Origin of the sequence: Collinsella sp. HCP28S3_B9 (genome assembly GCF_052066095.1) — a bacterium.
Taxonomy (GTDB): domain Bacteria; phylum Actinomycetota; class Coriobacteriia; order Coriobacteriales; family Coriobacteriaceae; genus Collinsella.
Window position 1 is genome coordinate 1 of record NZ_JBQHST010000025.1, and the last position, 20,260, is coordinate 20,260.

The following is a 20,260-nucleotide window of genomic DNA, read 5'->3' on the forward strand; positions in this document are numbered from 1 at the left end:
GTAGGAACTTGTTGGCCCAGAAGGGGTAGGCGTCCGGATGGTTGATGATCCAGCCGTCCATCGTTCCCCCGTCGGCCTTCGGGTAGAGGCATCTCTCAACGGCAAACATTTTTTGTCACCTGAACAAACATCAATTCACTGGATAACGCTTAGTTAAACATCACAATAAGTGCTCGACCTATCAACGACTAAAAATAAATCTTAGTATCTGAAATACATAATAAAATGAAGGCCCAGCTGATAGGCCTTGAAGCTTGACCATCGGTACGCCTCGAGTGAGTCGAGCGAACCTTTCACAGGATTGAGATGGATATAATCGAGCAGCTGCACCGCCTGAGTGTCCGACTCAACCGCAACCCGCGAATAGCGATTGTCAAACAGATGGCCCGTTCTTCCCGTTTTCCCATTGAAATACTTGGCATACGCCGTCAATGCGCACTGCATCGCCTTTGAAAGGTTGTCATAAGGGTCATCAACCATCAAATGGAAGTGGTTGTCCATAAGGCACCAAGCCAACACCGCCACTTTATGGCGCGCAAACCTGTCCGAGATATCCGACAAGAAACGATAGCGGTCGGAGTCATCTTCAAAAATAATCTGCTTGGAGTTGCCGCGGTCATAAACATGGTAATAGCCGGTGATCGAAACGGCGCGGGCACATCGGGGCATAATCTCTCCTTTCAAAACTGTACAGGCAACACCTAAAAGGAGAGAAGCAACGCGAAATGCTGAGCCTGTGATCTATTTATATCCAATAAGCGGCAATAACAGGTCCAGAACAGCGAAATGGCAAAACGATGTCTGTCCCAAATGAGTGAAAGCACTCATATAAGTCTGTCCCCAATGAGCGGGCCGATGCCAGGCTGATATTTTTAATTAAAACGCTTCAGTAGATTGAAGCGTTTTAGTGTGCCTTTTACGGGAATCTTACCGTTCGCCGAATAATTTCTTGCTATCATGCAACACGTAGGGTAAATCTCCAATCGCAAGGAGACACAAATGGTGAAAAAGTCACCGGAAAACACTACTCCCGCAATTGTGGACAACGTAGAGGCGCTTGAGGCTAAGCTCGCTCAGATGCGAGAGGCCCAGGCGCTTTTTGCTACGTACACGCAGGAGCAGGTCGACAAGATCTTCTACGAGGCCGCCATGGCCGCCAACAAGGCTCGTATCCCGCTGGCGAAGATGGCCATCGAGGAGACCGGTCGCGGCGTTCTTGAGGACAAGGTCATCAAGAACCACTACGCCGCAGAGTACATCTACAACGCTTACAAGAACACCAAGACCTGTGGTGTCATTGAGCGCGACGAGGCCTACGGCATCACCAAGATCGCTGAGCCCATCGGCATCGTGGGCGCCGTCATCCCGACGACCAACCCCACCTCCACCGCGATCTTCAAGACGCTGATCAGCCTGAAGACCCGCAACGCCATCATCATCTCCCCGCACCCGGCTGCCGCCAAGTGCACCATCGCCGCCGCCAAGCTCGTGCTTGACGCCGCCGTCAAGGCCGGCGCCCCCGAGGGCATCATCGGCTGGGTCGATGTCCCCTCCATCGAGCTGACCAACATGGTCATGCGCGATGTCGACATCATCCTCGCCACCGGTGGCCCGGGCATGGTCAAGGCCGCCTACTCCTCGGGCAAACCCGCCCTGGGCGTTGGCGCCGGTAACACCCCGGTCGTCATCGACGACACCGCCGACGTGCTGCTCGCCGTCAACTCCATCATCCACTCCAAGACCTTCGACAACGGCATGATCTGCGCCTCCGAGCAGTCCGTGACCGTCATCGACACCATCTATGACCAGGTTAAGGCCGAATTCCAGAAGCGCGGCTGCTACTTCGTCAAGCAGGGTGCCGAGATGGAGGCCCTGCGCGGCGCCATGTTCAAGAACGGCGCTCTCGATCACCGCATCCCCGGCATGGCTGCCGCCAAGATCGCCGAACTCGCCGGTATCGAGGTTCCCGCCAAGACCAAGATCCTGATCGCCGAGGTCACCTCCACCGACCCCGCCAAGGAGGAGTTCTCCCACGAGAAGCTCTCCCCTGTCCTGGCCATGTATCACGCCAAGGACTTCCAGGAGGCCGTCGACAAGGCCGAGCACCTGGTACTCGCCGGTGGCCCGGGCCACACCGCCTCTCTGTACGTGCATCCCGCCCAGGCCGATAAGATCAGCCTGTTCGAGCATGTCATGAAGGCCTGCCGTATCGTCATCAACACCCCGTCCTCGCACGGCGGCATCGGTGACCTGTACAACTTTGGCATGAAGCCGTCTCTGACCCTGGGCTGCGGCTCCTGGGGCGGCAACTCCGTCTCCGAGAACGTTGGGGTGAAGCACTTGATCAACGTTAAGACTGTGGCCGAGCGCCGTGAGAACATGCTGTGGTTCCGCGCTCCCGAGAAGGTCTACTTCAAGAAGGGTTCCACGCCCGTCGCTCTCGACGAGCTGGGCAGCGTCATGGGCAAGAAGCGCGCCTTTATCGTCACCGACCAGTTCCTCTTCAAGAATGGCAACACCCGCGCCATCGAGGCCAAGCTCGACGAGATGGGCATCGCCCACGACTGCTTCTACGACGTCGAGCCCGATCCGTCGCTGCAGTGCGCACGTCGCGGCGCCAAGCAGATGGCTCTCTTTGAGCCGGACGTCATCATCGCCGTCGGCGGTGGCTCCGCTATGGACGCCGGCAAGATCATGTGGATGATGTACGAGCACCCCGAGTGCAAGTTTGAGGACATGGCCATGGACTTCATGGACATCCGCAAGCGTATCTTCACCTTCCCCGAGATGGGCAAGAAGGCCTACTTCGTCGCCGTCCCGACCTCTTCGGGCACCGGTTCCGAGTGCACGCCGTTCGCCATCATCACCGACAAGGAGACCGGCATCAAGTGGCCGCTCGCCGACTACGCGCTGCTCCCCAACATGGCTATCGTTGACGCCGACAACTGCATGACCGCCCCGCGCGGCCTGACCGCCGCCTCCGGCATCGACGTCATGACCCACGCCATCGAGTCCTATGTCTCCATCATGGCCTCCGACTACACCAAGGGCCTCTCCGAGCGCGCTGCCAAGCTCGTCTTCGAGAACCTGCCCTCCAGCTTCGAAAACGGCGCCAAGGACCCGCATGCCCGCGAGGAGATGCACAACGCCTCCTGCATGGCCGGTATGGCCTTCGCCAACGCCTTCCTGGGCCTCAACCACTCCATGGCCCACAAGCTCGGTGCCTTCCATCACCTGCCCCACGGCATCGCCAACGCCATCATCCTGACTCGCGTCATGCGCTACAACGCCGCCGAGGCCCCCGTCAAGATGGGCACGTTCTCCCAGTATCCTTACCCCAACGCGCTGCACAACTACGCCGAGATGGCCAAGTACTGCGGCATCGAGGGCAAGGACGACAAGGAAGTCTTCGAGAACTTCATCACGAAGCTCGAGGAGCTCAAGGACTTCATCGGTGTCAAGAAGACCATCGCCGACTACGGTGTTGACGAGCAGTACTTCCTCGACACCCTCGACGAGATGACCGAGCAGGCATTCAACGACCAGTGCACCGGCGCTAACCCGCGCTACCCGCTCATGAGCGAGATCAAGGAGCTCTACCTGGACGCCTACTATGGCCGCGAGCCCCAGGACTACGCCGTCTGCTAGTTTTTAGCACGGTTATTTCGGCGGGGGTGAACGGGCGCACGCACGCCCCCGCCGCTGCTTCTATCGCATCGTTGAAAGGATGCAATCATGCTGCTCCCCGAATCCAAGACCGAGCTCGTCCGTCGCGGCAACAAAGTCGTTTACGACCTGGGCGACAAGATCGTCAAGGTCTTTAACGAGACCAAGCCCGTCTCCGACGTGTTCAACGAGGCTTTGAATCTTGCCCGCATCAATGAGTGCGGCATCCGCAGCCCCAAGGCTCTCGAGGTTTCTCAGCTCGAGAACGCCAACGGCTGGGCGCTCGTGACCGAGAAGGTTCCGGGCACCACCCTTGCCGAGAAGATGACTGCCGAGCCCCAGCGCTTTGGTGAGTACCTCGAGATGTTCGTCGACCTCCAGATCGAGATCCACGGCTACACCTCCCCGCTGCTCAACCGTCAGCGCGACAAGTTCGCCCGCATGATCGACAGCCTCGATCAGCTCAATGCCACCACGCGCTACAACCTTCAGGAGCGTCTGGACGGCATGACCAAGGAGTTCAAGGTCTGCCACGGCGACTTCAACCCCTCCAACGTCATCGTTGGCGACGACGGCCAGCTGTACGTCTGCGACTGGGCACACGCCACCCAGGGCTCCCCTGCTGCCGACGTTGCCACCAGCTACCTGCTCTTTGCCCTCAACAGCAAGGACCAGGCCGAGGCCTACCTGGAGCTCTACTGCGATCGCGCCGACATGCCTATGCAGGTCGTGCGTCAGTGGACGAGCATCGTCGCCGCTTCCGAGCTCGCTCGTAAGCGCAACGTGAACGATGAGTTCCTGAAGAACTGGATCGACGTCGTCGATTATCAGTAATATCTGAGCGATTTATTTCGCATCGGAGGCACAAAGGAAAACCCCGCAGCTCGCATGGGCTGCGGGGTTTTCCTTTTAGCAACAACTGTCCCTTAGACGCAAAAGCGGCCCTGCATCTCTACCTCGAGAGACGCAGGGCCGCTTAACAAGTGCACTAAACGCAGCAGGCTCGATTAACGGCGTGCTGCTTTCACAAGCTCAGCGACCTTGGCGACAACCTCATCGATCGCCACATCCTCGCGCTCGCCCGTGGCACGATCCTTGAGCTCGACGGTGCCGTTCTTAAGGCCGCGCTTGCCGAGCACCACCTGATAAGGGAAGCCCATAAGGTCGTTGTCGGCAAACTTAAAGCCGGGACGCTCGTCACGGTCGTCTACGACAACCTCGATACCCTCGGCGCACAGACCCTCGACGATTTGATCGCAAACAGAAGCGCACTCCTCCTTCTTGGGGTCGAGCGGAATCACCGCAACCTCGTACGGGGCAACAGAGACCGGCCAAACGATACCGTGCTCGTCGTTGTGCTGCTCCACGACGGCAGCGAGCGAGCGGGACACGCCCACGCCGTAGCAACCCATGATAAGCGGCTTCTCCTTGCCGTCCTCGTCCATAAAGGTGGCACCCATGGCCTCGGAGTACTTGGTGCCCAGCTGGAAGACCTGGGAAACCTCGATACCGCGAGCAGCGGAGAGCGGCTTGCCGCAGTGCGGGCAAGGGTCGCCGGCAACGACGGTAACCAGGTCGGCCCACTCGTCGACGGTAAAGTCGCGCTCGGGGCAGGCACCGGTAAAGTGATAGTCGACTTCGTTGGCACCGCAGGCCCACTGCTTGGACTCGCGCAGGCTCTCGTCGCAGACCAGACGAATGCCCTCGGGCAGGTTAACCGGTCCGATAAAGCCCTTATGCAGACCGTAGGTCTGGAGCTCCTCGTCGGTCATCATGCGATAGCCCTTGCCAAAGACATGCTCGGCCTTGCAGTCGTTGAGCTCATGATCGCCCGGAACGATGGCCACAACCGGCTTGCCCTCGGCGTCGATGAGAGCCAGCGACTTGCGCGTACCGTTCTCGGGGAAGCCGAAGAACTTGGCGACGGCCTCGATGGTGCCCATACCCGGAGTCTCGACCTTGGTGAGTGTGCCGTCGCCGGGGCCCTCGGTCACAACGACCTTGGTGCTTGCCGCCTCGTCATCGGCAGCAAAGCCACAATCGTCGCAGTAGACCAGCGAAGCCTCGCCGGCATCTGCCAGCGCCATGAACTCGACGGAGGTGTCGCCACCGATCTCGCCGGAATCGGCGACGACGGGCAGGGCCTTGATGTAGCAGCGCTCGCAGATATTGGCGTAGGCCTGCTTCATCTTGTCGTACTCCTCCTGCAGGCTCTCCTGCGTGGCAGAAAAGCTGTAGGCGTCTTTCATGATGAACTCGCGACCGCGCATCAGGCCAAAGCGGGGACGGAACTCGTCGCGGAACTTGTCCTGGATGTGATAGAGATTCACCGGCAGTTGCTTGTATGAACGCAGCTCGTTGCGCACCAGGGCAGTCACGGTCTCCTCGTGCGTGGGGCCGAGCACGAACTCGCGGCCGTGGCGGTCATCAAAGCGCACGAGCTCCTTGCCATAGGCATCGATACGGCCGGACTCACGCCACAGCTCGGCATCGACCATGATGGGCATCATGAGCTCCTGGGCCCCGGCGGCGTCCATCTCGTCGCGCACGATGTTCTCAATCTTGCGAATCGAGCGCCACGCGAGCGGCAGATAGGAATAGAGACCGGCGGCCTCCTTGCGGATCATACCGGCACGGAGCAGCAGGCGATGGCTCGCAAGCTCAGCGTCGGCCGGATCCTCTTTGAGCGTCGGAGCATACAGCTTAGACATATACATTGGTCGGGTCATTTATTTCTCCTCAATAAGCTTGTCGACCTCGGCCATAAGCGCGTCGACAATTTGGTCCTCCGCTACTTTACCAATGATCTGGCCGTGCGAAAAGAGCAGGCCCTGACCACGTCCGCAAGCAACGCCCAGGTCGGCATCAGAAGCCTCACCGGGGCCATTGACGGCACATCCCATGACGGCAATCGAAAGCGGCGCGGCATAGTTCTTAAGCCGCTCGGTTACTTCCTCGGCGATTGCGATCAGGTTAACCTGACAGCGGGCGCACGTGGGGCACGAGACAATCTCGGGGCCGCGGCGACGCAGGCCCAGCGACTGCAAAATTCCCCAGGCGACCGGCGGCTCCTCAACCGGATCGGCCGTGAGCGAAACGCGCATGGTGTCACCGATTCCCTCGGACAGCAGGATGCCAAGGCCCACCGAGCTCTTGATGGTGCCCTGCAGCTTGGTACCCGCCTCGGTTACACCCAGGTGGAGCGGAACGTGGGGAATCTCACGCGACAGGGCACGATAGGTGTCGAGCGTCGTTTGCACGCTATGGGCCTTGGCCGAAAGTACAATGTTCGTAAAGCCGCGGTCTTCAAAATGCTTGACAAAACGTTCGCTCGACATCACGAGCTTTTCGGGCTGCGTGAGGTCGTCGCGCTCAGCGATATCCTGCTCAAGCGAACCAGCATTGACGCCGATACGAATCGCACAGCCCGCGGCACCCGCAGCATCGATCACCGCGTCAACCTTGGCCCAATCGCCGATATTGCCGGGATTGATGCGCAGCTTGGCAGCACCGGCCTCAACGGCACCAATGGCGAGCTTATGGTTAAAGTGGATATCGGCAACGATCGGCACCGGAGACTCGGCGCAGATGGTGCGGAAACCCTCAAGCGCGGCCTCGGTGGGCACGCTCACGCGCACGATATCGCAGCCAGCCTGCGCCAACGCGCACACTTGCGCAAGCGTTGCCTGGACATCAGCGGTATCGGTGCAGGTCATAGATTGGACCACCACCGGCGCGCCTCCACCGATCTGCACGCCGCACACATGCACGGGGCGCGTCAACTCGCGAGGCAAAGGATGGGATAAAGACAATCCAAACACTCCCCTACAGAATAAATCGAAGGATGTCGGAACGAAGCATATAGACAAACAGCAGCGCAAAGAGCGCGATGCCCACATAGCTCACAATCGTCTGGACCTTGAGCGGAAGCTCGCGGCCCGCAATCTTTTGAATGATCTCGATGACCAACTTGCCGCCATCGAGTGGCGGGATGGGCAGCAGGTTCATAAAGCCAAGCGAGAACGAAATGAGGGCGGCAAACGAAAGGAACGTGGCAGGGCCGGCAGCAGCAGCTTGCGAGGACATAACGCTAATACCCACGATCGAAGAGGACTGATCGAGAATCTCCATCGTATGCTGAGGCTGGAGCAGGCGCATCACGCCCTTCGCTGTCTGCACGACATAGGAGAACGACAGGCGAGCCGACGTGATGGGGTCTAAACGGACCACCTGCGTAGAGACATACACACCTAGGCGTTCGTCCTCTTTGAGCGCAACCGTGGTCGAATGCTTCTTGCCATCACGCTCGTACTCAATGGCTATATCGTCCTTACCGGCAGCCTTGCCAATGGCATCGTAAACGTCCATCCAGGTAGAGCACGATACTCCGTCGACCGAAAGAATCGCGTCGCCATCCTCGATTCCCGCCGCGGAGGCAATCGAGCCTTCATCAACCTGGCCGATCACATTGGTGTCCACCGGCACCGTGACACCCGCGATGGAATAGATGCTCATAAGGAGCAAAAAGCCCGTCAGGATATTGACGATAATGCCCGCAAGCAGCATAAAGGCACGCTTGACAAAGACCTGACCCAAATAGGTGTGCGAGCGCTCGCGTGCAAGGAATTCGGCCTCGCCGCACGGCAGTTCCCATACATCGCCCTCGGCTGTCGCGTGCTCGCGATCGAACCGACGGCCGTCAAAGGTGGTATAACCCGCCGCATCACGCGGCAGGGTCTGGTACTTGGTGGGATAGTAACCAGGCGAAGGCTTTTCTCCTTCTTCATACCAAGGAGCTATGGAGCCCCAACCCAGCAGCAAAGCGCAGGCCTCGAGCACATCCTCCTCGGACAGCTCAAGCTCGACGGCAAGATCGACCACCGTCACACGGCCGTGGCGATAGATGGCGGCAAGCACGCGATCGGCATACGAGACATCGGTCGGATCCATGCCACAGATGGCAGCATACCCACCCAGCAACAGCGGGGTCACGCCAAACTTGGTGCCGATCCGACGAGACGTATGGTGAATATCAAAGCGACACGGCAGGCCCAAAAAGAACTCAGTCACCCGGACGCCGCAGGCACGCGCCGCCAAAAAGTGGCCGCCCTCGTGCAAAAACACGAGGACGGAAAGCATCAGCAGGCCCCAAAAGACCGATGAGAGAACGCTCAGAACAGTTTCCATAAAACGAAAAAGCAATCCTTATGGGTTAAAAACGGGTTGCGGCGAGCACTTGCGCGGCCTTTTTACGCGCCCACGCATCGATACCGCGAAGCTGTTCAAACGAATCGACCGTCTGCGCATCATGCGCATCCATACAGGATTCCACAATGCGATCGATATCGGTAAAACTGCAGCCATCATGCAGGAAGGCATCGACGGCGACCTCGTTGGCGGCATTGAGCACGCACGGCATGGTGCCGCCCGTCTTGCCCGCACGCTCGGCCAGCGCCAGGCAGCGGAACGTATCCATGTCGGCCGCATCAAAGGTAAGCTGACCCAACTCGCGGAAATCGATGCGCGGAGCCGGAGTATCCCAGCGCTCGGGATACGAGAAGGCAAACTGGATGGGAATGCGCATGTCAGATGCCCCGAGATGCGCCATCACGGAGCCGTCGGCAAACTCGACCATCGAATGAATCTTTGACTGGCGCTGCACGACCACGTTGATAAAGTCGAGGTCGCAACCGAACAGGTGCATCGCCTCGATACGCTCCAGGCCCTTGTTCATGAGGGTAGCGGAGTCAATCGTGATCTTGGCACCCATAGCCCACGTAGGGTGCGCCAGGGCATCGGCGCGCGTCACACGGTCGAGTTCCTCGCGTGAACGGCCAAAGAACGGACCGCCCGAACAGGTAAGCCAAATACAGTGGGCCTCGCGCGGATTCTCACCCAGATAGCACTGGTAAATTGCAGAATGCTCGGAATCGACCGGGATAAGCTGACCGGGCTGCGCCAACGGCATCAGCAGGTCACCGCCAACAACGAGCGACTCCTTATTGGCAAGGGCAAGGCGCTTATTCGAGGTCAAGGCCGCGTGGCTCGCCTCGAGACCGGCGGCGCCCACAATAGCGACAAGCACGCAATCGACATCGTCGCGATGCGCGAGCTCGCAAACCGCTTGCGCACCTACGCCGAGCTCCGTTCCCTCGGGCAACTCCTGCAGCACGGCGTCATCGCCATGAGCGACATCGGCCACGGCAACCGCCGGAACCGAGAACTCGCGGGCAGCGGCAACGAGCTCGGAGGTGCTGGAATTAACGGAAAGCGCCGTCACCTGCAGACGATCGGCATGCTGACGGCAAACATCGAGCGCCTGAGTGCCGATAGAGCCCGTACAGCCCAGGATGGCAACACGGAGACGTCCATCGGAGCCATAGGTCGTCTGGAAGGACATTACAGCACGCCTCCGATCATCAGCATCAGCTGCGCGGTGATGCAGCCGAAGATAAGCGAGTCGCTACGATCGAGCATGCCGCCGTGGCCCGGGATAAGGTTACCGGAATCCTTGACGCCCACACCGCGCTTGATGCGCGACTCGATAAGGTCGCCGATAACGCCCAGGATGGACACAACCACGCCGCAAAGCAGTGCATAGGGCAAGCTCAGCTTATAGAGATGCGTCACCCACAAAATGAGCCAGATGAGAACCGAGCCCAGAATGCCACCAACAAAGCCCTCCCAGCTCTTTTTGGGAGAGATCTTGGGGACCATCTTGTGTTTTCCGATACGACTGCCCACGATGTAGGCAAACGAATCGGAGACCCAAAGGGACGCGCAAACACCCACTGAAAGCAGGGCTCCGGCAAAACCGGGCACGGCATCGCGCAGCAGCACAATAGCCGACAGCATAAAGCCTGTGTAGATGGGACCCATGAGCGTCACGGCCACATCAGAGATGCGGGTACGCGGCGACCAAACATACCAAATGCCCACCGCGAGCATCAGTGCAAAAAGCAGGGCGTTCAGCAAAAGCGAATCGCCAAGCGCCGATAATGGAAAGAGCACGGCGGCAATAATGCCCAGATGCTCGTTGGCGACCTTGCCATCGAGCCTCGTCATACGGAAAAACTCAAAGCAGCAAAGCCCGCTCATGACAGAGACAAAAATGGCGGTGGGCACGATACCCAAAACCAGGCACAGGATAAAGACGACGGCGTAGACGATACCGGCGGCGGCACGGGTAATAAAGCCCGCAAGCCAGGAACCGGTGCCGCTCTTCGCTGCAGGCGCTCCCGCAGTGGCAGCTTTGCGCGCAGGCGTCTTGGGAGCAGATGCCTTGGGACGATCGGACACGATTAAGCCTCCTCGGTCTTGCTCAGTCCACCAAACCTACGGTCACGGCCCTGATAGGCCAAAATGGCGTCAACAAGGCCCCAACGATCAAAGTCAGGCCAATAGGTATCGGTGACATAGAACTCGGAATAAGCCACCTGCCACAGCAGATAGTTCGAAAGGCGAAGCTCACCAGAGGTGCGAATGACCAGCTCGGGATCGGGAAGACCGGCGGTGTACAGGTGCGAAGCAACCATATCATCGTCGATAGCAGCAGGGTCGATCTTGCCGGCGGCGGCATCGAGCGCAAGCTGACGGGCGGCACGGGTAATCTCGGCACGCGCGCCGTAGTTGACGGCAAGCGCCAGCGTCATACCGGTGTGATCGGCGCACTCGGCAAGACCGCATTCAAAAACGTCGCGGGTCTTCTTGGGCAGCGCGGAAATATCACCCAAAAAGACAACACGCACATTCTCGCGCTTCAGAAGCGGCAGCTCATCGATAAACGTCTTGGCAAACAGATGCATCAAGACGTTAACCTCATGCTGCGGGCGGTTCCAGTTTTCGGTTGAAAACGCATAGGCGGAAAGCACGTCGACGCCCAGACGCACGCAGGCGGTGATGATCTCGCGAAGGGAGACGATACCCGCCTTGTGGCCCTCGGTACGGGCAAGACCTCGCGCCGTAGCCCAGCGACCGTTGCCGTCCATGATGCACGAGATATGATGTGGAATATTATTGAGGTCAAGGTCGGAAAAACCGACGCCCGCAGGGGCGTCGGCAAAGTACTCGACCAGTTTGTTCTCGTCGTATTGCACCTTAGATCTCCATGACCTCGGCTTCTTTTTCCTTCAGAAGCTCCTCGACCTTGGCGACATACTCGTCGGTATGCTTCTGCACCTTGGCCTGTTCGCGACGGACATCGTCCTCGGTAAGCTCCTCATCGCGCTCGAGCTTGTTGTTAAAGTCGCGACGGATGTTACGGATAGACACCTTGGCCTGCTCGGCGTACTCGCGGCACTCCTTGACGAGCTCGCGACGGCGCTCCTCGGTGGGAGCCGGGAACGGAAGACGAACAACGGTGCCATCGGAGTTGGGGGTAATACCCAGATCGGAAGCGCCGATGGCCTTGACGATGGCGTTGATAAGCGCCTTATCCCACGGCTCGATGAGCAGCATGTGGGCCTCGGGGGTCTTTACGGCGGCAACCTGCGTGACCGGCGTGGGAACACCGTAATAATCGACGGTGATGTCGGACAGAATGTTAGCGTTGGCTCGGCCGGTACGGACCTTGGAGAAGTTATGCTTGAGGGACTCGAGCGACTTGTCCATGTGGGCGGTGATGTTCTCTGCCATGCTTAATCCTCCTGATAGACGAGCGTGCCGACGGGCTCACCCGAAAGCGCGCGCTTGACGTTGTCCTCGCCATCGATGTTGAGGACCAAAATGGGCATACGGTTATCCTGGCACAGGGCCGTAGCCGTGGAATCCATAACCTGCAGGCCGCGGACGAGCACCTCGTGATAGGTGATCTTGTCAAAGCGGACGGCATCGGCGCACTTGACGGGATCCTTGTCGTAGATACCGTCGACCTTGGTGGCCTTAATCAGAATCTCCGCACCGATCTCGCAGGCGCGAAGGGCCGCGGCGGTGTCAGTCGTAAAGTACGGATTGCCCGAGCCGGCTGCGAAGATAACGACATTGCCCTTGGACAGGTGATTGATGGCGCGACGACGAATATAGGGCTCGCAAATCTCGTTCATCTGGATGGCACTCATAACGCGGCAAGGAACATCGTTATGCTCGAAGGCATCCTGCAGGGCGAGCGCGTTCATAACGGTTGCAAGCATGCCCATGTAATCGGCCTGAGCACGCTCCATACCGCCGGCAGCTCCAGCCATGCCGCGGAAAATATTGCCGCCGCCGACAACGATGCCGACCTCATGGCCAACGGCGAGCAGCTCCTTGACCTGCTTGGCAAGATGGTCGGTAATCTTGGGGTCGATGCCATAGTGGCCATCGCCCATCAGTGCTTCGCCGGAAAGCTTCAGAAGCACACGTTTATATCGGATGTCGGACAAAGCGATCCTCCTTTAATTAGACTCTCAATATGATATCAAAGGCTCTGCTTAGAGCCATGAAAAAGCAGGCTGTGAGTAAAACCCACAGCCTGCTCATTACCAGCTACAAGAGCTTATTTACTCGCCACGGACCAGACGGTCGAAGGCAACGACGGTAATGGTATCGCCGAGCTCCTTGGAGACCTGCTCAGCGTACTTCTTGATGGTGAGGGAGCTGTCCTTGATGAACTCCTGCTCGGTGAGCACGGACTGCTTGTAGAACTTCTCCAGACGGCCAACAGCCATCTTCTCCTGGATGGCCTCGGGCTTACCGGACTCGGCAGCCTGAGCCATGTAAATCTGCTTCTCATGCTCGACGGTCTCGGCCGGAACCTGATCGCGGGTAGCGCAGATCGGAGCGACAGCGGCAACCTGAAGGGCAACGTCGTGGGCAAAGGTCTTGAAGGACTCAGCCTGAGCGGTCTCAGCCTTCTCGAAAGCAAACTCGACGAGGACGCCGATCTTACCACCCATGTGGATGTAAGAAGCGAGAGCGCCGTTCTCGACCTTGCGGGCGGCGAAGCGGGAAATCTTCATGTTCTCGCCCATGATGTGAATCATCTCGGTGAGCTCGGAGGAAACGGTCTCCTCGCCCATCGGCTTCTCGAGCAGAGCGTCGACATCGGCCGGCTCGGTGGTGGCGACAACCTCGGCGACCTTGGAAGCAAAGCCGGTGAACTTGGCGTTGGAGCCGACGAAGTCGGTCTCGCAGGAGAGCTCGAGCAGAGCGCCGGTCTTGCCATCCTCGGAGACGAACGCGGCGACAGCGCCCTCGTTGGTCTCGCGGCCAGCCTTCTTGGCAGCCTTAGCGAGGCCGTTCTTACGCAGAACGTCAACAGCGGCGTCCATGTCACCGTCAGCCTCGACGAGAGCCTTCTTGCACTCCATCATCGGGGAGTCGGTCATCTCGCGGAGCTGCTTGACCATAGCGGCGGTAATCTGGGCCATTGTGGTTCCTTTCAAAGAGATGAAAAAGACTTAATTAGGACTGATTTACTCGGCCTTGGGCTCAGCGGCCATCTCGGCCTCGGAGACCTGCTCCTTGCCGGAGCCAGCGAGGCAAGCGTCGGCCATGAGCTCGCACATAAGGGTGACAGCGGAGATGGCGTCATCGTTGCAGGGGATGCCGTACTCGACCTCGTCGGGATCGGAGTTGGTATCGATCAGAGCGACGACGGGGATGTTCAGGCGCTGGGCCTCCTTGATGGCGTTCTCCTCGCGCTTAGTGTCGATGACGAAGAGAGCCTGGGGCAGACCCTTCATGTCGCGGGCGCCACCGAGGTTGGTCTGGAGCTTAGCGAGCTCCTTACCCAGAACAGCCTGCTCCTTCTTGGGAAGAACAGCCATGCGGCCGTCCTCGACCATGGCCTCGAGCTCCTCCATGCGGTTGATGCGGGAGCGGATGGTGACGAAGTTGGTCAGCATGCCGCCGAGCCAACGCTGGTTGATGTAAGGCATGTTGGCGCGCTCAGCGGCGTTCTTGACGGCCTCCTGAGCCTGCTTCTTGGTGCCGACGAACAGCACGTTGCCACCCTTGGCAACGTTCTTGACGAAGGTGTAAGCCTGGTCGGCGTCAAGAATGGTCTGCTTGAGGTCGAGGATGTAGATGCCGTTGCGCTCACCGAAGATGAACGGCTTCATCTTGGGGTTCCAGCGACGGGTCTGGTGACCGAAGTGGCAGCCGGCCTCGAGCAGGGTGCGGATATTAATCTTGGTAGCCATGTTAAACCTCCTGTGGTTTGCCTCCGCGCGGGGTCATCCTCCAAAACCAACCCGGACATGTGCTACCAAAGCCCGGGCACCACGGTATGAAGTAGCCGCGCGTGCGTGATAAAAACCTGTTGCCGTGAAGCAACCCGATGAATGATAGCAGGATTACATCTTTCTGCCAACCCGAAATCAAAACCACACACACGGACGCGCGATCGATTGGATAGAACCCCTCTCCTGCCTTATTCGCCGCGAGGAAGAGCTTGGGTAACGGCGCGTTTGAGCCGATCGGGCGTGAGATGCGTATAAATCTGCGTGGTGGACAAGCTTGCATGCCCCAGCAACTCCTGGACAGAGCGCAAGTCCGCTCCGCCCTCGAGCAAATCGGTCGCAAAAGTATGGCGCATCGCATGCGGGGCGATATCGGAAGGGATACCCGCAAGCGTCGCCAACATATGAAACCGTCGCCTAAGCATGGCGGCGCTCATACGGTTGCCGCGTGCCGAGATAAACAGCGGATGCACACCGTTCGCACCGTCGCCACGCTTTGCCTGAGCAAGAAGCTCCGGTCTTCCTTCCTCAATATAGCGGTGGGTCACATCGAGAGCACGCCGATACAGGGGCACGATACGCTCCTTGCTCCCCTTACCCCAAAGCCGCAGCGTTCGCTCGGACCAAGCAATGGACTCAACATTGAGTGCCGCAAGCTCAGAGATGCGAGCCCCAGATGCATAGAGCAATTCGAGCATCGCCGCATCGCGCAGTCCCGCAGGCGTTGAAACGTCTGGCGCTGCAAGCAGTGCCTTAACCTGCTGGGTGGTCAGCACTCCGGGCAAATCGCGTGGAAGCTTGGGCGAGGCAATCGCAGAGACAGCATCTCCATCGATAAGACCCTCGGCAGCCATCCATCGATAGAACGAACGAATGGCAGACAGGTGCGCCGCAATCGTCCTGGGCGCCACCTGCTCGCGCGACAGCTCCGCCAGATACATGCGAACGGTACGTACGTCCGCCGTGCGTGCATCGATATCCCCACGCTCGCACCAAGCGGCAAAACGCTCCAGACGAGAGCCGTAAGCGATAACAGTGTTAGAAGAAAGCCCCTCGACGCGCGCAATATAGGCTATGAACGAGTCGACGGTATCGTACAGGTCAAAGACTATGACCGATCGCCCCCAAACAGGTCGGAGCGCGATTCCAGATAGGAATCCAAGGCCTTAAGGGCGCGATCCGCATAGGCCTGATAGCGATCACGTTTGCTGCGGCGTTTACCGTCCTCGAGGGGAGGCACCAGGCCAAAATTAACATGCATGGGCTGATATCCGACCGTAGCAGGATCGGTCGCATAGCCCACGAGCGCGCCGAGAGCGCCCACGCGCGGCAGCTCGACAGGAGCAACCTCGATAGCCTCGGCATAGGTATTGAGCGCAGCGAGGAGACCCGTGGCGACCGCTTCCATGTAACCCTCCGTACCGGTAATCTGTCCGGCAAGGCGCACGCCCGTGCCGGGCACGGCGAAGGTCCCATCGAGCACATGGGGAGCATCGACAAAGGTATTGCGATGCATAACGCCATAGCGGAAAAACTCGGCATTCTCCAGACCGGGAACCATATGAAAAACGCGCTTCTGCTCGCCGAAGGTCAGGTTGGTCTGAAAACCAACCAGGTTATAGGCGGTTTTCTCCTTGTTCTCGGCGCGCAGCTGAATCGCCGCCCAGGGACGGCGACCGGTGCGCGGGTCGGTGAGCCCGACGGGCTTCATAGCGCCAAAGCGGATGGCATCCTTGCCCGTGCGCGCAACCTCCTCGGCTGGCTGACAGGCCTGGAAGAGGTCCCCGCCCTCAAAGTCCTTGAGCACCACGCGACCGGCCGTGGTAAGCGCCTCGATAAAGGCCTCGTACTCCTCCTTGTTGAGCGGGGCATTGAGATAGTCGCCACTCCCCTGCTCCTCGTAGCGCGACTGCGAAAACAGCACATCCATATCGAGCGTCGAGGCATCGACAATCGGGGCCGCGGCGTCAAAGAACGCCAGGGAATCACCACCGACGAGCTTCATGACCTCCCCGCTCAACGCCGGCGAGCACAAGGGACCCGCGGCGATAACCACATGGCCCTCGGGAATCTGGGTGACCTCGCCGTGAACGACCTCGATATTGGAGCGGGCGGCAACCTCGGCCTCGACGAGCTCGGAGAATTTAACACGGTCGACCGCCAAGGCGCCACCAGCGGGAACGGCAGCGCGATGAGCGCAGTCGAGCAGCACCGAACCCATACGCTCGAGTTCGGCCTTCAACAGGCCGGCGGCGGAATCGGGTCGGGTCGACTTAAACGAATTGGAGCAGACGAGCTCCGCCAAGTGATCGGTATGGTGGGCAGGAGAGGTCACCAGCGGCCGCATCTCGCACAGCTTTACGGCAAACCCGCGATCTGCCAGCTGAATCGCGCATTCCGATCCCGCCAGACCGCCACCGATAACCGTCACTTGATCAAACAGCATCTGCAAACACCTTTCTAATTGACACGCTTTCCATTGTGACCGAAGGGCGTCTGAGCGTGAAGCGCAAACTTTGAGGGCGCATACCTTCCATCCATCATGCGCTCGATGAGTCCCTCGAGCTCGAGTGAGCCCAGGAGTTTGAGCACGCCGACGGCATCGAGGGAGACGAGCGCGGCAATGTCATCGACCTTGAGCGGCGAGGCAATGAGCGCGTGCATCACGGCCTGCTGCGTGGGGTCCAGATCGGCGATACCGGGCGCATCGGGACGCGAATAGCGCAGGGTGCCGTAAATTCGCGAGATGGCCATCTCAATAGACTCCTCGTCAACAATGCAGCAGGCACCGTTGGCGATGAGGTAGTTGGTCCCACGCGACTCTGGTGACAAAATGGAGCCCGGTACCGCGAGCAGTTCGCGCCCCAGGTCCATGGCGGCCTCCGCTGTCGAGAACGTGCCCGAGGGCATGCCGGCCTCCGACACGAACAGCGCCTGCGAAAGCGCGGCAATCACCCGGTTACGCCGCGGAAAGGCAAACTTGCGTGGCCCCATACCCCAAGGCGAGATGGACACCACCGCGCCGCCCGTATCAATCGTGCGCGCGATGAGCCCTGCACTCGAGCGCGGGTAAACCACGTCGGCACCCGTACCCAACACCACGACGTGCCTGCCACCAGCGTTGACCGCGGCCCAACCCGAGGCCTGGTCGCAGCCGACCGCACCGCCCGAGACCACCGTCACCCCCGCCTCGACCGCAACTTTCGCGGCCAGCTCTGCCACGGCAAGGCCGTACGGCGAGGCCTTGCGAGCGCCGATGATGGAGAGCGAGGGCGTCGACAGTGCGGCGGGGTCGCCACGCACATAAAGCGTCTGGGGTACATCAGAGAGCTCCAAAACGGTAGCTGGATACAACGCATCACCGGGATGCAGCTCAAAAGTCTCCTCGGGCATTACTGGTCCCTCCTCCCCTGGTACATCGCCGCCTCGAGCACGTGGTCTTGGGTTACCCGCTCACTTTCGGCAACATCGGCAATCGTGCGCGCGATACGCACCAAGCGCACGATGCCGCGCCCTGTGAGATGTGTGCGCCTCGACAGGCCGAGCACGCACTTTTCCGCCGCCCCATCGAGCGCAAAGGTCGAAACGACGCCGTCGATGGAACGTGACTCATCGTCCTCGGCCTCGGCATCTGCATCGTCCATACGGGACTCGCGCCAGGCGCGAAATGCCCGACCCCGCACAACATAGTCACGTAGTTCAGCTGACGACATACCCTCGGCGCCCTCGATAATTACCTGCGGGTCGGGTCGGGTCACGTCAATCATAAGGTCAATACGATCGGCCAAGGGACCACGTAGCTTAGACCGATAGCGCTCAACCATCGAAGCCGAGCAGCGGCACGGTACCTCGCGATCGCCCAAAAAGCCGCAGGGACAGGGATTGCTCGCGGCAAGCAGCTGGAACCGCGAGGGAAACGTGAAAGCTCCATCGACGCGTACGATCTTGACGTAGCCGCGCTCTATGGGCTGACGGAGTGTCTGCAGCACGCTGTTGGGAAACTCGGCAAGCTCGTCTAAAAAGAGCACGCCGCCGTGCGCTAGGCTAATCTCGCCCGGGTGCACCGGCCGTCCGCCGCCAATAAGGCCCGCAGTCGAAATGCTGTGGTGGGGGCTACGGAACGGCCGGTGTCCCGCCAGCAAACCATCGATATTCTCGCCCAAGACCGAATGGATGCACAGCGCCTCTTGCTGATCCTCGAGAGAAAGCTCGGGCAAGATACCCGTCATGCGGCGTGCGAGCATGGTCTTGCCCGAACCCGGCGAGCCAATCATAAGCAGGCCGAGCTCCCCCGCCGCCGCGAGCGCAATGCCGCGCTTGGCAACCTCCTGCCCCAGCACATCGGCATAATCAAGTTCTGGCTCAAACGACGCCTCGACACCCTCGGAATCCAGATAATGCCGAGCCGCCTCGCCCATACCGCGGGCGAGCTGAGACAGATGGTCGATAAAGCCACAGTCCACACCGGCAAGCGGTACATGTTGATCCGACCTTCCTGCAATAAAGGACAGGCCCATATCACGCGCCAACAACTGAAACGCAACCTCGCCTTTTACGGGCAGCACGCTACCATCCAGCCCGAGCTCACCGGCAATAAGGCAATGGTCTAGATGGTCGCGGGGAATCTGCCCATCGGCCGCCAGTACCGCGATGGCAATCGGCAGGTCAAAACCACTGCCCGTTTTACGGATGTCGCCCGGAGCCAAGTTGACGGTAATGCCCGCTCGTGGAATCTCAAATCCCGCCGAGCGCATTGCGCAGCGTATACGGCCACGCGACTCCATCACCTCCATACTTGGAATGCCAAGCATTTGGATACCCGGAATACCGCCGGCAAGCGAGACCTCGACCGTGACGGGAATCGCCTCGACGCCACGAATACATGCAGCGTGGACGGCAAAGGTGTCAAACGCCATCACGATACCTGCCAATCGAATGCGTTGTATTGATGCTCAATCTCCGCAATATGACCGCCGCGGATAGTAACGCCCACCGCGTCGAAGCGAATCGCCTTAAGGGGATAGTGATCCATAAGGTAACAGCTCGCGATACGGCGGTAGCGACGCTGCTTTTGGGCGTCCACCGCCTCCTCGGGAAAGACCCGCGTGTTGCAATCTAGGGCGACGCGCCTTGTCTTGATCTCAGCCATCACCACGGCATCATCAAGTTCATCAAGCAGTACCAGATCGGCCTCGCCCTCGGGACACCGGTAGCCCTGTTCCAAGAGGGCATAACCGCGCTCGCGAAAGTAATCGATTGCAATAAGCTCGCCCAGCATGCCCAGTTCTCGAGGACTGAGGCCCTTAATGAACCCAGGCGTAATCGACGCGCAATCAATCTCCCCGCTCTCCCAAAGCTCTTTGAGCTGTTGCGTCTTGCTCTTTGCACTTGCGGCGCACATGGGGTCTCCTTTCCCGCGCACGATATTGACCCGA

Annotated in this window: 18 protein-coding genes; 2 read left to right on the plus strand and 16 right to left on the minus strand. The window is 59.5% G+C overall.

All coding sequences use genetic code 11. The features are described from left to right. Positions 1-201: 201 nt before the first annotated feature. Positions 202-669, minus strand: a complete 468-nt coding sequence (locus tag ACTNBB_RS06845) for a transposase (RefSeq protein WP_441057378.1) — start codon at positions 667-669, stop codon at positions 202-204. A gap of 330 nt (positions 670-999) precedes the next feature. On the opposite strand from ACTNBB_RS06845, the gene adhE reads away from it, so the two are divergent. Next, on the plus strand, positions 1,000-3,648 hold the full coding sequence (gene adhE / locus ACTNBB_RS06850) for a bifunctional acetaldehyde-CoA/alcohol dehydrogenase (protein WP_427795671.1): 2,649 nt from the start codon (positions 1,000-1,002) through the stop codon (positions 3,646-3,648). 87 nt (positions 3,649-3,735) lie between these two features. After that, on the plus strand, positions 3,736-4,500 hold the full coding sequence (locus ACTNBB_RS06855) for a phosphotransferase (RefSeq protein WP_441057376.1): 765 nt from the start codon (positions 3,736-3,738) through the stop codon (positions 4,498-4,500). Between the two features lie 173 nt (positions 4,501-4,673). Here the strand turns inward: ACTNBB_RS06855 and ACTNBB_RS06860 are convergent, their stop codons facing one another. The 15 genes from ACTNBB_RS06860 to ACTNBB_RS06930 all read right to left on the minus strand — a co-directional run bounded on the left by ACTNBB_RS06860 (position 4,674) and on the right by ACTNBB_RS06930 (position 20,226). Then, a complete protein-coding gene (locus ACTNBB_RS06860) occupies positions 4,674-6,395 on the minus strand; it encodes a proline--tRNA ligase (RefSeq protein ID WP_441048380.1) in 1,722 nt (573 codons plus the stop codon). Then, positions 6,396-7,478 carry a flavodoxin-dependent (E)-4-hydroxy-3-methylbut-2-enyl-diphosphate synthase gene (gene ispG, locus ACTNBB_RS06865; protein ID WP_441041573.1) on the minus strand — a complete coding sequence of 361 codons (1,083 nt, stop codon included), beginning with the start codon at positions 7,476-7,478 and terminating at the stop codon, positions 6,396-6,398. It lies immediately after the preceding gene. Positions 7,479-7,491: 13 nt separating this feature from the next. Next, complete coding sequence (locus ACTNBB_RS06870; RefSeq protein WP_427795669.1) at positions 7,492-8,853, minus strand: M50 family metallopeptidase; 1,362 nt, start codon at positions 8,851-8,853, stop codon at positions 7,492-7,494. Between the two features lie 25 nt (positions 8,854-8,878). Further along, positions 8,879-10,066, minus strand: coding sequence for a 1-deoxy-D-xylulose-5-phosphate reductoisomerase (dxr, locus tag ACTNBB_RS06875; protein WP_441057374.1), 1,188 nt, complete (start codon positions 10,064-10,066; stop codon positions 8,879-8,881). Further along, positions 10,066-10,965 (minus strand): phosphatidate cytidylyltransferase, encoded by a 900-nt coding sequence (locus ACTNBB_RS06880; protein ID WP_370450594.1) that lies wholly within the window; start codon positions 10,963-10,965, stop codon positions 10,066-10,068. Before ACTNBB_RS06880 ends, dxr begins: the two co-directional genes overlap by 1 nt. Before the next feature lie 2 nt (positions 10,966-10,967). Continuing rightward, positions 10,968-11,762, minus strand: coding sequence for an isoprenyl transferase (locus ACTNBB_RS06885; RefSeq protein ID WP_427717554.1), 795 nt, complete (start codon positions 11,760-11,762; stop codon positions 10,968-10,970). Between the two features lies 1 nt (position 11,763). Further along, positions 11,764-12,300, minus strand: a complete 537-nt coding sequence (gene frr, locus ACTNBB_RS06890) for a ribosome recycling factor (RefSeq protein ID WP_006236112.1) — start codon at positions 12,298-12,300, stop codon at positions 11,764-11,766. A 2-nt stretch (positions 12,301-12,302) separates the two neighbouring features. Beyond that, entirely contained in the window at positions 12,303-13,025 is a 723-nt protein-coding gene (pyrH, locus tag ACTNBB_RS06895; protein WP_154516255.1) for a UMP kinase, read from the minus strand. Positions 13,026-13,142: 117 nt separating this feature from the next. After that, positions 13,143-14,012 carry a translation elongation factor Ts gene (gene tsf, locus ACTNBB_RS06900; protein ID WP_409064982.1) on the minus strand — a complete coding sequence of 290 codons (870 nt, stop codon included), beginning with the start codon at positions 14,010-14,012 and terminating at the stop codon, positions 13,143-13,145. Between the two features lie 45 nt (positions 14,013-14,057). Continuing rightward, a complete protein-coding gene (gene rpsB / locus ACTNBB_RS06905) occupies positions 14,058-14,786 on the minus strand; it encodes a 30S ribosomal protein S2 (protein ID WP_055285135.1) in 729 nt (242 codons plus the stop codon). A gap of 230 nt (positions 14,787-15,016) precedes the next feature. After that, positions 15,017-15,970, minus strand: a complete 954-nt coding sequence (locus ACTNBB_RS06910) for a tyrosine recombinase (RefSeq protein ID WP_441071059.1) — start codon at positions 15,968-15,970, stop codon at positions 15,017-15,019. Next, on the minus strand, positions 15,934-17,271 hold the full coding sequence (gene trmFO / locus ACTNBB_RS06915; RefSeq protein ID WP_441057372.1) for a methylenetetrahydrofolate--tRNA-(uracil(54)-C(5))-methyltransferase (FADH(2)-oxidizing) TrmFO: 1,338 nt from the start codon (positions 17,269-17,271) through the stop codon (positions 15,934-15,936). Before trmFO ends, ACTNBB_RS06910 begins: the two co-directional genes overlap by 37 nt. A gap of 14 nt (positions 17,272-17,285) precedes the next feature. After that, positions 17,286-18,218 (minus strand): DNA-processing protein DprA, encoded by a 933-nt coding sequence (locus ACTNBB_RS06920; protein ID WP_441041584.1) that lies wholly within the window; start codon positions 18,216-18,218, stop codon positions 17,286-17,288. Further along, the gene (locus tag ACTNBB_RS06925) at positions 18,218-19,741 is read right to left on the minus strand and encodes a YifB family Mg chelatase-like AAA ATPase (protein ID WP_154516248.1); all 1,524 of its coding nucleotides are present in this window, start codon (positions 19,739-19,741) and stop codon (positions 18,218-18,220) included. Before ACTNBB_RS06925 ends, ACTNBB_RS06920 begins: the two co-directional genes overlap by 1 nt. Beyond that, a complete protein-coding gene (locus tag ACTNBB_RS06930; RefSeq protein WP_441057370.1) occupies positions 19,741-20,226 on the minus strand; it encodes a YraN family protein in 486 nt (161 codons plus the stop codon). Before ACTNBB_RS06930 ends, ACTNBB_RS06925 begins: the two co-directional genes overlap by 1 nt. Positions 20,227-20,260: the final 34 nt, after the last annotated feature.

Excerpts from the sequence above, each read along its gene's own strand:
- ACTNBB_RS06845 (WP_441057378.1), bottom strand. The coding sequence starts at position 669 with ATGCCCCGATGTGCCCGCGCCGTTTCGATCACCGGCTATTACCATGTT.
- adhE (WP_427795671.1), top strand. The coding sequence starts at position 1,000 with ATGGTGAAAAAGTCACCGGAAAACACTACTCCCGCAATTGTGGACAAC.
- ACTNBB_RS06855 (WP_441057376.1), top strand. The coding sequence starts at position 3,736 with ATGCTGCTCCCCGAATCCAAGACCGAGCTCGTCCGTCGCGGCAACAAA.
- ACTNBB_RS06860 (WP_441048380.1), bottom strand. The coding sequence starts at position 6,395 with ATGACCCGACCAATGTATATGTCTAAGCTGTATGCTCCGACGCTCAAA.
- ACTNBB_RS06870 (WP_427795669.1), bottom strand. The coding sequence starts at position 8,853 with ATGGAAACTGTTCTGAGCGTTCTCTCATCGGTCTTTTGGGGCCTGCTG.
- dxr (WP_441057374.1), bottom strand. The coding sequence starts at position 10,066 with ATGTCCTTCCAGACGACCTATGGCTCCGATGGACGTCTCCGTGTTGCC.
- frr (WP_006236112.1), bottom strand. The coding sequence starts at position 12,300 with ATGGCAGAGAACATCACCGCCCACATGGACAAGTCGCTCGAGTCCCTC.
- tsf (WP_409064982.1), bottom strand. The coding sequence starts at position 14,012 with ATGGCCCAGATTACCGCCGCTATGGTCAAGCAGCTCCGCGAGATGACC.
- rpsB (WP_055285135.1), bottom strand. The coding sequence starts at position 14,786 with ATGGCTACCAAGATTAATATCCGCACCCTGCTCGAGGCCGGCTGCCAC.
- trmFO (WP_441057372.1), bottom strand. The coding sequence starts at position 17,271 with ATGCTGTTTGATCAAGTGACGGTTATCGGTGGCGGTCTGGCGGGATCG.
- ACTNBB_RS06920 (WP_441041584.1), bottom strand. The coding sequence starts at position 18,218 with ATGCCCGAGGAGACTTTTGAGCTGCATCCCGGTGATGCGTTGTATCCA.
- ACTNBB_RS06925 (WP_154516248.1), bottom strand. The coding sequence starts at position 19,741 with ATGGCGTTTGACACCTTTGCCGTCCACGCTGCATGTATTCGTGGCGTC.
- ACTNBB_RS06930 (WP_441057370.1), bottom strand. The coding sequence starts at position 20,226 with ATGTGCGCCGCAAGTGCAAAGAGCAAGACGCAACAGCTCAAAGAGCTT.